At 43.2% G+C, this 16,021-nt stretch carries 17 protein-coding genes and 1 pseudogene; 11 read left to right on the forward strand and 7 right to left on the reverse strand.

Features of this window, described 5'->3' with window-relative positions:
• From H525_RS22485 to H525_RS25965, 4 genes and pseudogenes are all read left to right on the forward strand, one after another.
• A partial coding sequence (locus H525_RS22485; RefSeq protein ID WP_051330738.1) for a nucleotidyl transferase AbiEii/AbiGii toxin family protein occupies nt 1-845 on the forward strand: 845 nt, incomplete at its 5' end.
• 515 nt (nt 846-1,360) lie between these two features.
• Complete coding sequence (locus tag H525_RS22490) at nt 1,361-3,025, forward strand: recombinase family protein (RefSeq protein WP_051330739.1); 1,665 nt, start codon at nt 1,361-1,363, stop codon at nt 3,023-3,025.
• A 149-nt stretch (nt 3,026-3,174) separates the two neighbouring features.
• Nucleotides 3,175-4,308 (forward strand): DUF6155 family protein, encoded by a 1,134-nt coding sequence (locus H525_RS0102220; RefSeq protein WP_027414838.1) that lies wholly within the window; start codon nt 3,175-3,177, stop codon nt 4,306-4,308.
• Nucleotides 4,309-4,327: 19 nt separating this feature from the next.
• Nucleotides 4,328-4,426: pseudogene (locus tag H525_RS25965) on the forward strand (LuxR C-terminal-related transcriptional regulator); the annotation flags it as partial.
• 142 nt (nt 4,427-4,568) lie between these two features.
• Here the strand turns inward: H525_RS25965 and H525_RS0102225 are convergent.
• From H525_RS0102225 to H525_RS0102255, 7 genes are all read right to left on the reverse strand, one after another.
• Nucleotides 4,569-5,177, reverse strand: coding sequence for a SpoIIE family protein phosphatase (locus H525_RS0102225; RefSeq protein WP_027414839.1), 609 nt, complete (start codon nt 5,175-5,177; stop codon nt 4,569-4,571).
• 5 nt (nt 5,178-5,182) lie between these two features.
• Nucleotides 5,183-5,959 carry a sigma-70 family RNA polymerase sigma factor gene (locus H525_RS0102230; RefSeq protein ID WP_027414840.1) on the reverse strand — a complete coding sequence of 259 codons (777 nt, stop codon included), beginning with the start codon at nt 5,957-5,959 and terminating at the stop codon, nt 5,183-5,185.
• Nucleotides 5,922-6,407, reverse strand: a complete 486-nt coding sequence (gene rsbW / locus H525_RS0102235) for an anti-sigma B factor RsbW (RefSeq protein WP_027414841.1) — start codon at nt 6,405-6,407, stop codon at nt 5,922-5,924. The genes H525_RS0102230 and rsbW overlap by 38 nt, the downstream gene beginning before the upstream one ends.
• Nucleotides 6,408-6,430: 23 nt before the next feature.
• Nucleotides 6,431-6,748 (reverse strand): STAS domain-containing protein, encoded by a 318-nt coding sequence (locus H525_RS0102240; RefSeq protein ID WP_027414842.1) that lies wholly within the window; start codon nt 6,746-6,748, stop codon nt 6,431-6,433.
• Nucleotides 6,749-6,883: 135 nt separating this feature from the next.
• The gene (locus H525_RS0102245) at nt 6,884-7,879 is read right to left on the reverse strand and encodes a PP2C family protein-serine/threonine phosphatase (RefSeq protein ID WP_245590385.1); all 996 of its coding nucleotides are present in this window, start codon (nt 7,877-7,879) and stop codon (nt 6,884-6,886) included.
• Nucleotides 7,880-7,900: 21 nt separating this feature from the next.
• Complete coding sequence (locus H525_RS0102250) at nt 7,901-8,305, reverse strand: anti-sigma regulatory factor (protein ID WP_027414844.1); 405 nt, start codon at nt 8,303-8,305, stop codon at nt 7,901-7,903.
• A 2-nt stretch (nt 8,306-8,307) separates the two neighbouring features.
• On the reverse strand, nt 8,308-8,664 hold the full coding sequence (locus H525_RS0102255) for an STAS domain-containing protein (RefSeq protein WP_027414845.1): 357 nt from the start codon (nt 8,662-8,664) through the stop codon (nt 8,308-8,310).
• Between the two features lie 645 nt (nt 8,665-9,309).
• Between H525_RS0102255 and racE the strand changes: the two genes are divergently transcribed.
• From racE to tig, 7 genes are all read left to right on the forward strand, one after another.
• Nucleotides 9,310-10,113: a glutamate racemase gene (racE, locus tag H525_RS0102260; RefSeq protein WP_027414846.1), complete on the forward strand. Its 804-nt coding sequence runs from the start codon at nt 9,310-9,312 to the stop codon at nt 10,111-10,113.
• Nucleotides 10,114-10,192: 79 nt separating this feature from the next.
• The gene (locus H525_RS0102265; RefSeq protein ID WP_035099683.1) at nt 10,193-11,278 is read left to right on the forward strand and encodes a GerMN domain-containing protein; all 1,086 of its coding nucleotides are present in this window, start codon (nt 10,193-10,195) and stop codon (nt 11,276-11,278) included.
• Between the two features lie 151 nt (nt 11,279-11,429).
• The gene (rph, locus tag H525_RS0102270; protein WP_027414848.1) at nt 11,430-12,194 is read left to right on the forward strand and encodes a ribonuclease PH; all 765 of its coding nucleotides are present in this window, start codon (nt 11,430-11,432) and stop codon (nt 12,192-12,194) included.
• Entirely contained in the window at nt 12,187-12,804 is a 618-nt protein-coding gene (locus tag H525_RS0102275) for an XTP/dITP diphosphatase (RefSeq protein WP_027414849.1), read from the forward strand. The genes rph and H525_RS0102275 overlap by 8 nt, the downstream gene beginning before the upstream one ends.
• Nucleotides 12,801-13,343 carry a metallophosphoesterase gene (locus H525_RS0102280; protein WP_027414850.1) on the forward strand — a complete coding sequence of 181 codons (543 nt, stop codon included), beginning with the start codon at nt 12,801-12,803 and terminating at the stop codon, nt 13,341-13,343. The genes H525_RS0102275 and H525_RS0102280 overlap by 4 nt, the downstream gene beginning before the upstream one ends.
• 11 nt (nt 13,344-13,354) lie before the next feature.
• Entirely contained in the window at nt 13,355-14,389 is a 1,035-nt protein-coding gene (locus H525_RS0102285; protein WP_027414851.1) for a tetratricopeptide repeat protein, read from the forward strand.
• A gap of 318 nt (nt 14,390-14,707) precedes the next feature.
• Entirely contained in the window at nt 14,708-15,991 is a 1,284-nt protein-coding gene (gene tig, locus H525_RS0102290) for a trigger factor (RefSeq protein ID WP_027414852.1), read from the forward strand.
• The last annotated feature ends 30 nt before the right edge of the window (nt 15,992-16,021 follow it).

Genomic DNA, 16,021 nt, shown 5'->3' on the forward strand with positions numbered 1-16,021 from the left:
CTTATTTAGCGAAATCTGCTCAAAGGTACTTGACGGTTACACGTTTCTTATATCGGTTATCCATTTCGGAATATAGGGACAAATTTGTCCTGAAAGGCGGTCTTTTTCTATTTTCCTTGACACAGTTTAAGGCAAGACCAACGAAAGACATTGATTTCTTAGCCCGTCAAATTGCTAATGATATCGAGTATATCAAGGAGACTTTTGAAAAAATATGCAATTTACCAATTGAAGAAGACGGCGTGCATTTCGACTCTACTGGCATAACGGCAGAGAGAATCAAAGAGGATGCCGATTACGAAGGAGTTCGCATAAAAATCCCCTCATTGTTAGGGAAGATGAGGAAGGTACTTCAACTTGATATCGGGTTTGGGGATGTGATTGTTCCGAAGCCACAGGTTATCGATTATCCAGTTCTGTTAAATATGGAGTCACCAAATATTCAGGCATATTCAACGGAATCCGTGATTTCAGAGAAATTTGAAGCAATGATTACCCTGTCTGTTGTCAATAGTAGAATGAAAGATTTCTACGATATTTATACACTGTTGACCACTGAGAATTTTGACGGGCGTGTACTAATGGAGGCAGTATTTGAAACCTTTCAGCGTAGAGGAACCCAGGTTGAAAGAGAACATCCTGTTTTCTCTGAAGCATTTGCCAAAGATGAGGCGAGAGTACGACAATGGAAAGCCTTTTTACGCCGAATTGGAATTGCCGACACTCTTGACTTTCATGAAGTGATGTTAAAAATTACAAAGTTTTTACTGCCGATCTATCAAGCGGTGATAGAGGAAGAAGAGTTCTTTAAACTATGGGATTGCACTTTACAAGAATGGAAGTAAAATAACCTTTACCTGTTTTAGGTCATTAGAATAATATTTTGATTTGATTGGTTTCATGTGTATAATTCATCGACTGATTTCAATAAATGAAGGAATAACAATTATTTTAAGTAATGGTACAACTTAGAGTTGTCATAAAAATAAATAACCACCAAGACGAGAGGGGTATGCGATATGCGTTGGGATAAAAATGGAAAACCATATACAATCAATTTTCACTTTGGACAAAGAAATTTACATGAAATTGTGAATGATCTGGCAAGGCAAGTAGTCCATAAAAATATGGACGATTTTAACAGCAGTAATCCTCGTGTAAAAAAACATCCGTTTTGGGACGTGCAGTTTAACCTAACGGTAATTAAATCCGCACTAATATTATTCATTCCAATAACAATCACATTGAAATGCGGTAACAGTTCGTTATCCGCTTAACATAAAAAAAGAGATGGTCTGCAGTCCCTTTGGTCAGTTCAATGCCAAAGGGATTTGCTTTTCTTAAAGAGGAGGAACAAACAATGAGACGAAATATTTCAACCCAATCTGTAGATAAAAATCGCACAGCCATCTATGTACGTGTCAGTACGACAAAATTAAGCCAAAAAGACAGTCCAGAACATCAAGTTGGAGTGTGTCGAGATCGTACTAAACAAGAAAATTTAGAAGTTGATGAGAATTTGATTTATGAAGACCGTGACACAGGTACGACGATTACTGACCGCCCAGCAATCCAAAAGTTAATGAAGGATGCACAAAACGGGGCTTTCGATATTGTGATCTTTGCCTCACTTTCACGTTTCGCACGTGATACTGGGGATGCGTTGAATTTAAAACGAAAATTAGTCGATGCACTAGGGATAAGGTTAATATCCATTGATGAAGGTTATGATTCTAAAAAAGATTTAGATGAACTAAAATTTACGATCATATCTGCGGTCAACCAAAAATTAAGCGAACAGATTAGCTACAGTTCCCGCCGGGGGAAAAGGCAATCCGCACTTAAAGGAAATTTTACTGGAAGTATTCCTCCTTTTGGCTATAAAAAGCAATTGATAAACGACAGAAAAGTGCTTATCCCCGATGAAGAGACAAAACATATTGTACAGAAGATTTTTCAGCTTTACACGGCAAATAAAATGGGTGAAAAAGCGATTGTTGATTATCTGAATCATGAGGGTATACCTTCACCGAAGAAAGGAAAGTGGGGGATTACAAGTATTCAGAGGATCTTGCAGAATGAAGTATATATAGGAAGAAATGCGTTTGGTAAATATGAATCGGTAAAAGTATTTACCAATGTAAACGATACAACGGAAAGAACGAAAAAGCAAATACAAAAGGATCCATCAGAGTGGCAGAGAGCGCATGAACTTCAAACCCACCAAGCGATTATTGATGAAGAAACGTTTAAAAAAGCTCAAGAGATTCGTTTAGAACGCGGCGGTGGTCAGCGTGGAGGAATAAGGAACCGAATCAACGTATTCGCAAGTTTTATTAAATGTAAACATTGTGGTTCGTCAATGGTCAGTATGAAAAGTAAAAATGGCAAGAATTCGACTGACGGCAGAGAATATCGTTATCTGATCTGTTCTAAGCGAAGAAGGCAGGGGGACGCTGGATGCTCAAATGATTTTTGGCTTCCTTACTACTCGTTTCGAGACGACCTGCTCGAGGAATTGTCCAACCGATTACGAAGCATTACTTCAGCTGAACAATTGCTGGAACGGTTCAAAGATAACATACAGATAAACACTTATGATATTGATTTAGAGATTAAACGGTTAGAAAAAAACATTGACGAAAATCGTAAGTGTATCCTTGAATTGCGGAAAGAGAAGATGCGGGGTGCGATCAATGATCAGGAACAGTATGAGTTTGAGAAGAGGCACTACGAACAAGAAATTCAAGGTTGGGAAAATCGGGTTAATCATTTAAAGCAGGAACTTCAAAAGAAGGTAGATTTAACTCAGTTATATGAAGATGTAATGGATTCCCTGGACGAACTTTTGGATTTAGATTATGACAATTTTGATGAAATACACCTAACTCTCAAAAAGCTGGTCGCAAGAATTGAAGTGGATCGGGATAGGCAGATTCATGTTGTGACCACTTTTGGAATACAGTTGGATGAGTTAAACGATAATGGAATTGAAGACAAAGCAATTGCGGGAGGCACAAAGTAGTGTCTCCCACTTTCGAAACGAACCTGTTACTATCTCCGTATGGTTTGTTTAAAGGGGAATATCATATTTTGTTATGTTCACTTATTCCTATCAGCTATAATAAGGTTAGGATTATGAATAAGTCTACTTTTCAGCAAGGAGTTGAACGGATGATTTATCAATTTAAAGTGGCATTAAAAGATATACACCCGACAATTTGGAGAAGATTCCAAGTGAATGGCTCAATTACTTTTCACCAATTGCATAAGACGCTACAGATTGTCATGGGGTGGGAAGAGTATCATCTCTATATGTTTGATTTTGGGTCTTTCACGATTACCCGTCCAGATCCGACATTTCCACCAGGAAACAAACCAGAGCTAAATGCACGAAGGGAAAAAATAGTTGATCATATCACCAAAGAAGGGCAGCAGGTACTTTATGTCTACGACTTCGGCGATGATTGGAGACATGAATTAACCCTGGAAAAAATCTTGCCTGACCAGCCTGAGAAGCAGTATCCTGTATGTCTGGAAGGTGAACGGCATTGTCCGCCAGAGGATTGCGGTGGTATCATGGGGTATCAAAGAATTCTGGATATTTTAGCAACGAAATCACATCCTGAATATAAAGATACGATTGCCTGGTTGAAAAAAGGGTTTGATCCCGAACTTTTGGACCTTGAAGGAGTAAATGAACAGCTTCTGCAAAAGGAAAAGCAACTAAATCCAAAAGAGCCGAAGGAAGTTGAAAAAACAAAGAAACCCATTAAGCTAACAACGGCGAAGCTGAAAAAACAACTGCAATCCCTTTCACAGCAAGATCTTATTCAATTGCTGGTTGATACCTTTAAGTTGAGCAAGCAAACCGAGCAATTTCTAACCATTCGGTTATTAGGTGAGGAAGCGATAGAGGCATTGTTTCCTGTCTATGAGAAAAAGGTGAAGGATGAGTTCTTTCCAGACCGAGGGTTCGGAAAACTGAGGTTAGCAGATGCAAAAAAGGCAATTGATGAGTTTGAAAAGATCACCCAAAGCCCAAAACATACGCTGGAATTAAAGCTCTTTTACGTTGAAATGGGTGTGGAGTTTACCAATGCGTATGGTGATATTGATGCTCGGTTTTATGAAAGTATTTTGAAGATGTTTGCCTCGGTCATTGAAATGGTGAATGAAGAGGATGGATACGATTTATTTGAGGAGTTCGAAGAAAGAATCGCTGCTGTCGTTGAAAAAACGGAAGGAATCGGTTGGGGGTTCCACGAAAACATGCAGTATATTCATGAGACGATAAGATGGTTGTAGATTGTTTTAGGTTCAATGTGTTTCAAAACACATCACGAACGTCATGCAAAAGCTTGGTGTGAAGGGTCGATCGCAAGCAGTTGTTGAACTGGTTCGATTAGGTGAAATAAAAATTTAGGTGTTTTGTGAACCAGCTATCCCACCTCTACATTATGGGGTGGTTTTTTCCGTTAAGGGTGTCTAGCTTTGTGTGTACATAAAATACTGTATACACAAAAAAATACACGCAAAAAAAGAGACTTGACATCCGCTTGTCTCCTTCAATTCTTCCATCTTCCGACAATAAGGGTGGCGTCATCATGGATGGGGACCATTTTATCTACCAATTCTTTGAGAATTCTGTCTGTAGACGTCGGTTTTGCTACAATATATTCCCATTCATCCGGCAGCTGTATACCGTCCGAATACATAAGAATCGTATCTCCCTGGTGGTAAGAAAGCCGCCGCTCAATAGATTGAAAAGGCCGCCCGTTTAAAAAACCCGGTACAGAGAGTAAGTATTGTTTTTTTCGTTCTGGTGTAATAGAAAGACATGTAATATTGCCGATTCCTGCAAAGATAACACATTCCGTTTCCCATTCGATACGTGCGATGCCAGCTACAGCGCCGCGTGCACCTAACATGGTATTGTTCCCAACTCGTAGTAGATCCAGAGGTGAATCCATCGTGTAGTGACTTTCAATTGCTTTAATGGTTTTTTCTGCGGAAACCAGTGCTTCCTTACCGCTTCCGAGTCCGTCCGCAATACATAATATCATATGGTTTTCATATTGTTTGATGAAATAACAATCACCGGATGGGGCATCGGGTGTTTTAGAAGTATGGTGGACACTAAACTCAAATATAGCGGGTTTCTTTTCTACCTTCATGGAATTCACTCCGAAATTTTTTTATAAGCGTCTCTCATCTGCTGTAATGTTTTCCGTAAAATCCGCGAAACCTGCATTTGTGAAATGCCAAGTTTTTCACCGATTTGCCGTTGGGACCACTCTTCGTAATATACATAATGAATAACCGTACGCTGCTGCTCGTCCAATTCATTAAAAAGCTCAGACAGATCCATTTTTCGGTCGATATCCGCATAGCCGGGGTCGTGATCCTGAATTACATCCATCAATGTATGGGAATCCTGTTCCTGGCTTTCGCCCTTCATCGACGTATCGAGAGAAAGCGCATGAATATTTCCTTTAATTTCCATAATCTCCAACGCTTTTTCCTCGCTGATTTCTAACCTTTGCGCAATCTCACTAATGCGGGGAGAACGTTGAAGTTCAGTGGTTAATTGATCTATCGTCTTTTGCAGGCGGTAGCCCATTTCCTTAATGGTGCGGGGTACGCGAATGCTCCATGTTTTATCACGGAGATAGTGCTTCATTTTGCCTACAATCGTGGAAACGGCATAGGCATTAAAATTATGGCTGACATCCATATCAAACTTTTCAATCGCACCAAGTAAAGCTAGCATGCCAACCTGGTACAGATCATCGACCAGATGAAAATCGCGGGCCATTTTAGAGGCAAGTTTCTTAACAGCGTCCTGGTAATTTTCAAGAATATTTTCTAGGATATCATTCGACTTTGTCTCCTGGTACGTCCGGATATATTCCGTGATATCAATACTGATTGATTTGTTGGCGGACGTCTGGCTCACCTTGGTTCACCTCATCCCTGATTAAAGATTTAAGAAGTGTAACCTTTACCCCCCCTTGGCTTGAATCATATTTGACTTCATCCATTAGCGTCTTCATCAAATAAATACCTAAACCGCCAATGTCAACTTCATCCAAATTCTTTCCATGCAAAGAAGAAGCCTTATTTTCTATTTTATCCACGTCAAAAGAAGGACCTTTATCACATACCACCACTTCCAGTTGGTCCATCTGTACATTGATATCAATTGTAATTTCACCGTCTGCCTGTTGATAGGCATGACGGACAACGTTGTTGCAAGCTTCCGCAACCGCTACTTTAATATCTTCAATATCGTTATAAGAAAAGCCCATTTGATGAGCGAGCCCGGATACAGTAAGACGAATCACTCCTATATAATCGGCGCGAGCCGGAACAATTAATTTTATAGAATCATGCGTGTTGGGCATGACGATCCCCCCTGTGAAAAAAATTAAACGATAGTAAGATATTGGTCCACTCCGGATATTTGAAAAATACGCTGGATTTTTTCAGGTACGTCTTCAAGTAATAATTCACCGTTAATGCTTTTACGCAGCTTAAGAGTGGCAATAAATACTCCCAGACCCGTGCTGTCCATGTAATGCAAATCTTTTAAATTAACTTTGATTGCTTTCTTTTCTTTTTCCGCTAAAGGAAACAGGGCCTCCCGTAGCTGAGGGGCAGTCGCTAAATCCAAATCTCCGGTGATATACAAGCAAATCCCGTTGTCGTTTTCTACAACTTCTACTGCAAAGGGCAACTGATTCATGTCTTTCACCTCTAAATTATTGGGTTTATTTTTTAGTTATTTTGTTATTTGACAAGTATTATACTTTACCCCCCGGAAGAAACAATGAAACCCTGATTATGACTTTTACTACTTACTATCAGCATTTACGTCTTTCTACTTTTTACGGACCATTACGATGGTATGGTCATCATCTAACCGGTAATCTTTTTTATCAATAATATATTGGTACATCTGTTGGACAATGTCCTGAACAGGCAGAATTTCATCAATGGTGGCGAGAGCTTCCCGAATGATAGAGTTGTCATCCGGTAGATGGGAGTCCTTTTGCTCAGTTACACCGTCTGTATACAGAACGAGGAAATCACCGGATGAAAGCTGGATTTGCTCCTCGCTGTAAACCATGGAAGAATCGACACCAAGAATGAGGCCTTTTGTATTTAAATCCGTATAGGATCCTAAACGTTTATTAAAATAGAGAGCCGGTTCATGGCCAGCGGAAGAATAGGAAAAAATAGAAGTAGCAGGATCGTAAATCGCATAGAACATCGTTACGAAAAGACTCGGGTCGGCATTTTTAATGATGAGTCTATTTATATGATCGAGAATTAAATGAACGGGTTTTGCATCATTTTCGAGCGTATCAATCGCGTACTTAATCATAGACATACAGAGGGCGGCAGGAATTCCTTTCCCTACTATATCGGCTATGAGGATACCTAGTTTATGATCTGCGTGATGCACAAAATAGTAAAAGTCGCCGGACATTTCGCGAGCCGGCGTACTAATAAATCCAATATCGAGATCATGGAAGCTGTGGTCAAAGTCATGCGGGTATAAATTCTTTTGCATGGATGTAGCCATCTTAATTTCACTTTCCAATTGCTTCTTTTTCAAGCGCAGGCTCTGGCGTTCCTGGTAGGCCATGCCGAAGGAAACCATAATCTCCATCAGAAACTGAAAGGACTTTTCCCAATCGGAAGAAAGCGTAAACCCGTGTTGTTTCATGGCGCTAAAATGAATAGAGAGAATTTCCTCCGGGGTAACATCTTTTTCGATTAATTTTTTGCTGAGCTGCTGCCCGGCATAGAGTTGATGCTCTACCGGGTTTTGTAAAAAATGCAGCATAATTTGCTCGTAGTACTCTATCACAAGCTTCAATATGGTGCCCTCCTAAAGAACTTTCCACTTCGTGGCAGAAATCATCGTGCCTTTTCCTTCACTTGTTTCAATGGTGAACTCGTCCATTAAACGCTTTACACCAGGAAGTCCTGCGCCCAGGCCACCAGAAGTAGAATAGCCGTCTTCCAATGCCTTCATCACATCTTTAATGCCGGGCCCGTTGTCCCGTGAAATAATTTGAATGCCAACTTTATCACCTTCACTGGCTTTCCTTAGCTCGATTTTACCAGTTTTTGCATACAAGTAAATATTACGAGCCAATTCGGATATGGCAGTCGTTATCCGAGCTTGATCTACTTCTCCGAATCCAAGGGATTTGGCGAGGTCTCGCCCCGTTTGTCGGGCAACAACGATATCCCATTCGTTAGTAACGGTAATGTTAGGGTTGTTGTCCACCTTTATCCCTCCAGTAGCTGCTTCAGTTTTTCCAATCCTTGTTCCAGGTTCATGGCGGTTTTTACATTTTGAAACCCAATTCCCAGATCAATTAAAGTAATGCCCACGGCTGGTTGTATTCCTGTAAATATGACCTGGCTGCCAAGTAATTCAGCCATTTTCACAACATCACCGAGAACTCTCGCGATATAGCTGTCAATCATTTGAACAGATGTCAAATCAATTACAACACCTTTGGAACCGGTTTTGTGAATCATGTTCAATAAATCCTGTTGGAATTGTACGGCTGTCTTATCATCAAGTTCTACCTGGATAGAAACCAATAAATAATTTCCGAGTTTCAGTATGGGGATCCTCATTTCTAACCTTGCCTCCTCTTTACTTATCAATGATGTGTTTCCCTGTTATCGATAGAGCAAGTCTAAGCCCTTGATTCCTTGTGTTAAGCGTCATAGCTTTATAGTCATAAACAAACGGTTGGGGAGTTTCATAAGCGTGAGTGCATCTCAATCTACACATTTATCCATTTTACCTTCAATGGTAACATAAAGGTTCTTATTTCATAAGTGCAGTTTGAAGCTAGTTACTGTAACGTGGTCTGGTACGGCGTCAAGTCTTTTTTTGTCTATTTTATCACAGTTTATACATGAAAAAACACGGGTAAAGATGATTATCAACCTACGGGAGGGGTGAGTATGCAAACTGCTAAAAACGAACCATTCCATTCACCAACCTTACGATATTTCGGTGCCGTTCCTACATGGAAGAGGATACGGACAGCCCGCGCTTCCTTGCAAGGAAAAAACTGTGCAAAAAGAAACGGATTTCGATGCCTCGTGCTCCATGTTGAATACAATAGAAAAATAGCATCTTGCAATTCGTGCGAGAAACGCTCAAAATCATAAAGGTGTGAAGAGGAATTGGCTGGCATCAGGATTAAAAAGCCACGCCTTCATTAAGGAAGGTCCATTGCACAATTACACAATATAAAAGGAAGCGAAGTAATGAAACAGGGAATAGGGATTATTGATTCGGGTGTAGGTGGATTAACGGTTGCAAAGGAGGTGCTGCGGCAGCTGCCAAGGGAGGATATTGTTTATTTCGGCGATACGGCGCGCTGTCCGTACGGACCTCGTCCATCTGAAGAAGTCCGGACATTTTCCTTGCAAATGATTGATTTTTTACTGAAAGAAAATATAAAGGCGCTTGTCATTGGCTGTAATACGGCAGCCGCTGTTGTTCTCGCGGAGGTAACCGCAAAACTTGACATTCCTGTTGTCGGGGTTATAGAGCCGGGCGCAAGAACAGCGATTAAGGAAACAAAATCCGGGCAAATCGCGGTGATCGGGACACAGGGGACGATTCGAAGCGGCGCTTATGAGAAGGCGCTAAAAAAGTTAAATCCGAAGATTGAGGTCACAAGCTTGGCGTGCCCCTCGCTCGTTCCGCTGGTGGAAAGCGGACAGCTCCATGACCCGGAAGGCATGGAAATCGTAAGAGAAGCGCTGCTGCCGCTCCTGAAGCAGCGCTTTGACACGCTCATCCTCGGGTGTACGCATTATCCGTTAATTGCCCACTTCATTCAGGAGGCGGTAGGCCCGGATGTTCGTTTAATCAGTTCAGCTGAAGAGGCGGCCCGTGAATTGAGTGCGGTGCTTTCATACCGGCAGATGCTGGCGAATGGCGGAGACGTCATTCATACAACCCACCATTTTTACACGAGTGGGGATCGCGCACTGTTTGCCTCGATCGCGGAAGAATGGCTCGGTATCAAAGTGGGAGCGGTACAAGTTGCATTGAATGAATAAGGATTTGGACAAAACATGTATAATTCCGCAATAGGCTCGTATACATAGTAGTAAAAAATAGAGCCTAGGAGGAAAAGCCATGTCTCGAAAAATAACGTTTGCCAGCGCACTAATGGGTCTTTTATTTTTGAGTGGATGCAGCATGTATGGCCCCAAGGATGTTTCAAGCAACCAAATTGACCCTCCTCCGTTGACTTCACAACCGGCTGGCAGTGAAAAGGTAACAACGGATGGCCAGCCCGTAACCGATACGTTTACCGATCCGTCTTCTGTCACCGGAGCAAAAGAGAGTGCTGCAGCAAGCACCATTGTAAGCAAAATATATGCGGTAGATCCGGACGGATACGTCGTTCCTTGGGAAGTTGAACTTCCGAAAAAAACAGGGGTTGCGAAGGAAGTGCTTACCTGCATGGTGCAGGGAAGCGAGGGAGAAAAAATGCTTCCAACCGGATTCCATGCTGTGCTTCCGCCGGGAACTAAAGTAAAAAGTTTAAATATCAAAAATGGGGTTGCGACCGTCGATTTCTCACCTGAATTCAAAAAGTATAAGCCGGAAAACGAACAGAAAATCATCGATGCTGTTACCTGGGCCCTTACCGAATTTGATTCCATTAAAGAAGTAAACATTCAAATCAACGGATACCCGCAGGATGTCATGCCGGTGAAAGGAACTCCCATTTCCCATTTGAGCCGTAAGAATGGCATTAACCTGGAGATGGCTTCCAATGTGAAGATAGGGCATACAATGCCGGTCACTTTATACTTCCAAGGACAGTTAGGGGATAAAGGCACGTATTTTGTTCCTGTTACAAGACTTGTTCCTGATGACCAGTCCAATAAGGCGGATGTGGTTTTGAAAGAGTTAGTTCACGGTCCGACGCAGGGTTCACCGCTTTTTTCTTCCATTCTTCCCACAGTCAACGTGTTAAACGTGAAAGAGAATAACGGCGTCATTGTTGCAAACCTTGATAATAAGATTCTTTCGTACAGTGATAAGCAGGCAAATCCGGATGCCCTTGAGGAAATCGTTCTTTCCCTGACGGAGAATACGAATGCGAAGAAAGTTCAAATTATGGTGGACGGAAAGAGCACGGTTAAGACAGGCAAGGTGGACTATTCGAAACCCGTTTCACGTCCCTCTACGATTAATAGTAAACTTTATTGAATGATGAGCCCCAAGGGCGTTTTTGAAGAGGTGTTAAGAGGTGTGTTTCCACCTCTTTTTCTTTTCTATTCCTGTGCCGCACGATTTACATTTTTATGGATGGATTGTGCTATAATAAGCCAGTACTATGCAATTGGAGGGAATGTATACGATGCGAATAGATCATCGGGGAAACAATGAATTAAGACCGGTTCGTTTTACGATGGATTACATAAAGCACGCGGAAGGCTCTCTGCTGATCGAGGTTGGAGATACGAAAGTGATATGCACGGCTACTGTTGAAGAAAAAGTCCCTCCATTTATGCGAGGCCAAGGGAAAGGCTGGGTAACAGCGGAATATTCCATGCTCCCCCGGGCGACAGCTACACGAAACGTACGGGAATCGAGCAGAGGAAAAGTTAGCGGTAGAACGATGGAAATTCAACGGCTAATTGGCCGCGCCCTTCGTTCAATCGTGAACTTGAATGGCCTTGGCGAGCGCACGATCTGGCTTGATTGCGATGTTATTCAAGCGGACGGGGGGACTCGCACTGCCTCGATAACCGGAGCCTATGTGGCGATGGTTTCCGCTATGGCGAAGTTAGTAAATAACAAACAAATTGCCCAACTGCCGGTCACGGATTTTTTGGCGGCGACAAGTGTCGGGATTATTGATGGAGAGGTATGCCTTGACCTTTGTTACGAGGAAGATTCCCACGCCCAGGTAGACATGAATATCGTGATGACCGGTTCCGGGAGTTTTGTCGAACTGCAGGGAACGGGGGAAGAATCACCGTTTAGCGCGAACGAACTGCAGGGATTGCTCGAACTTGGAAAGAAAGGTATCGAACAATTAATCGGTTTTCAAAAGGCAGCGCTTGGCAGCACAGCGGCATTACTTCCCCGGCAAAAAGAAGGGGATGAAAGGAATGGATAATCGCTCATTTCCCTGGGAAACAATCGTGCTGGCCACACGAAATAAAGGGAAAATTCGTGAATTCGAGCAAATGCTGGCCGGCTATGCCGCGAGTATTCAAACCGTTGAACATTATCCCGGGCTTCCCGAAGTAGAGGAGGACGGGGATACGTTTGAAGCAAACGCGATAAAAAAAGCAGAAACTATATGTGCAGCAACAGGCCAGGCAGCGTTGGCGGATGATTCCGGACTGGAAGTGGACGCGTTAAATGGAATGCCGGGCGTATACTCTGCCCGCTTTGCCGGGCAGAATGCGAATGACGAGGCAAACAACAAAAAACTTATTTCTCTTGTACGCGACTTACCGCCAGGGCAGCGCCACGCAAAGTTTGTTGCTGTGCTTGCCCTGGCGGCTCCTGGTGAGAAAACGATGGTGGTGCGCGGGGAGTGTGAAGGCGAAATAGTTCTGTTTCCTTCAGGGGAAGGCGGCTTTGGCTATGACCCGTACTTTTTCCTTCCTGAATTCGGAAAAACAATGGCTGAGCTGTCCGCGAAAGAAAAAAATAAAATCAGCCATCGCGGGAAAGCGATCCGCAAACTGGAAAGCATACTACGAGGGCGTTGCATATGAAAATTCTGGTGGTAAGTGATACGCATGGGAGCACCGAACATCTTCCGGGTATTTTGCAGCGTCACCGGCCTGACTATGTCTTTCACTGTGGTGATTTTTGCTATTCACGCAAAAGCTTTTCGGACTTTTCCTATGTACGGGGAAATTGCGATATCGATTCCCAAGTCCCGGATGAGAACATTACGGATATTGGTTCCATTCGTATTTTCCAGACGCACGGACATTTGTATCGTGTGAAAGAAACGGTCATGCGGCTAAAATACCGTGCGCTTGAAGCAAACGCCAGCCTTGTGTTATTCGGCCATACGCACGTGCCGGCCTGCGTACAGGAAAACGGAATTCTCTATGTAAATCCGGGCAGTCTGCTGCTGCCCCGCCGTTATCCGGTACCTACATACGCCCTCATTGAATGGCCGGAAGAATGTCCGGAAGAAAAAAACGGCGAAACAGTGGAGATGACGGTAGTCTTTTATTCTGAGACGGGGGAGAAGCAGCAGCGGCTTGGCGGAGTTTATTCAGTGCGGGCCCTATCCGCATAAGGGGGTGGATTATGATGAAAAATCGCGGGAGTAATGTCGTTTTGCTCCCGACTGTTGTCGACTTTTACCTGGAGCAAGCGTTTGTGGCCAGAGAAGAAAAACGGTTTGATGAAGCGATAGCCTGGTTGTCCAATATTCTCCAGTTCGAACCTGAACATCCCGTCGCACTTTTTGACATGGCTTTGACGCGGTATGAATCCGATTGCTATGAAGAAGCAAGGGATGTGGCGATGAAGATGTGGGAAGAGGAGATTGGGGATCGTTCTTCGGTGCTTCGCTTGTACTTATCCTGTTTAATACGGCTCGAAGATTTTGACGGCATTAGCCGGCTTTTAAACGAAGCCCAAAATCATGACGGCATAATCGTGACCGAGGATTTGCTGGAAATTAAAGCCGCTTGTGATTTGCTTCGTCAATCCGAAGAGGACCACGATGCCAATCTTTCAAGAGATACTGTAATCCAGCGCATAGCGGATAATCCGGACTACCCGTCGGAACTCTATGAAAAACTGGACGGTGGCACCTTTGAAGAGCAGCTTCGTTCCATCGAACAATTGAAATACATACACACGCCGGAAACCGTTTCTGTTTTAAAAGAATATTTACTTCTTGTCTACCCGGACCCAATTCTTAAAACATTTGCCGTGCGGGCACTGAAAGAGATGGGTGAGGGTGGCCGTGTTTTTATACATAAGTATAATCAGTTGTTTGAGGCAAACATAGAAGATGTTCCCCTGCATGACCAGGAAATTCCGGATGAGGAACGGCGGGTGATGGAAATTATCGGGCGCGTCGTGGACAATGGCGATGTTTCCTTTCTCCCCTTTGCCCTTCAGCTCTGGATGGAATATCTGTTTGCGATTTTTCCGCTTCATCCCGCCGTTCGCAATACGGCATCGTGGGCGGCGGCCCTGCACTACGCAACAGCCCGGCTCCTTCATATGGACCTGACGCAGAAGCGGGTAGCGGCCCTCTACCAGGTCCCTCTTTCAAGCGTCAGCCGTAATTACCGCAGCCTCAACCAAGTGCTGGAGATTGATTCGTAACCTTTTCTTACAGGGGGAATTTTCATTTTTTTGGTGAGTTGAAATGGAGTTTGGTTATGATATAATATAATGGCTATAGCTATAAAGGTACTTTCGGCAGCCCCGTGCTGAATAAGGGCAACTAAGGCTATGACCGGCGCCTGCGGCTTTGCGCTAGCCAAGTTTTCTTTATATAAAGCTACAAGTTTTACATAAGCGATCACTTGTACCGTCGGATGAACGGGAAATTAAGCCTGTGGAGAAAGTAGGCGTACGAAATCAACGAAGCAGGAAATCCATCCTCAGGGTCGTTAAATTTTTAGGAGGGGAAAGCATAAAATGAAAGCTACTTGGGAAAAGTTAGAAAATAATCAGGGTGTTCTTACCGTTGAGGTGGAAGAAACCCAGGTGAATGAAGCGATTGACCGAGCATTCACCAAAGTTGTAAAGAAAGTAAATATTCCGGGATTCCGCAAAGGAAAGGTGCCCCGTAAGATTTTTGAAGCACGCTTTGGCATTGAGTCTCTTTACCAGGATGCGCTTGATATCCTTCTTCCGAAAGCTTACTCTGAGGCTGTTGAAGAAACGGGCATTGACCCGGTTGACCGTCCGGAAGTAGATGTAGAAACGATGGAAAAAGGACAACCTCTTGTATTTAAAGCTACGGTAACCGTTAAGCCTGAAGTAAAGCTCGGTGATTACAAAGGATTAACCGTTGAGCCGAAAGATTTTGCCGTAACCGACGAATCTGTTGAGCAAGAATTAAAAACGATGCAGGAACGCAATGCTGAGCTTGTTGTAGTAGAAGATGGCGCCATTGAGAAAGGCGACTACGCGATCATTGACTTTGATGGCTACGTGGATAATGAACCTTTTGAAGGCGGACAAGCGGACAACTATCAATTAGAAATCGGTTCCGGTACATTTATTCCCGGATTTGAAGACCAGCTCGTCGGCCTTAAGAAGGGCGATGAAAAAGATGTCGAAGTCACGTTCCCGGAGGAGTACCACGCAGCGGAGCTCGCTGGCAAACCTGCTGTATTTAAGGTAAAAGTCAACGAAATTAAACGTAAAAACCTGCCGGAGCTGGATGATGAATTCGCTAAAGATGTGAGTGAATTTGATACGCTTGATGAATTGAAAGCCGACATTAAGAATAAGCTGGAAGAGAAAGCGGTTATCGATGCCGATAACTATAAAAAAGAAGCGCTGATTGAGCAGGTAGCTGCCAATGCAACTATTGACATTCCGGAAGTTATGATTGAACATGAAGTTAACCATATGGTTGATGATTTTGCCCAGCGCCTGCAGTATCAAGGCATGAATCTTGACCTGTATTATCAATTTACCGGATTGGATGAAGAGAAGCTTCGTGAGCAGTTCCATGCCGACGCTGAAAAACGCGTTCGCACAACACTGACACTTGAAGCGGTTGGCAAGGATGCAAATATCGAAGTAACGGATGAAGACGTTAATGAAGAGTTAAATAAACTTGCCGAACAATACAATCGTCCGGTAGACGAACTTCGCCGCATATTTGAGACACAGGGTAATCTGGAAAGCTTGGAAAATGACATTCGTATTCGCAAAACGATTGACCTGCTTGTTGAAAGCAGCAAATAGTCAGGAATGAAATAAGAATGGCAAGGCACG

Origin of the sequence: Aneurinibacillus terranovensis DSM 18919 (assembly GCF_000430625.1) — a bacterium.
In the GTDB taxonomy this organism is placed as follows: domain Bacteria; phylum Bacillota; class Bacilli; order Aneurinibacillales; family Aneurinibacillaceae; genus Aneurinibacillus_B; species Aneurinibacillus_B terranovensis.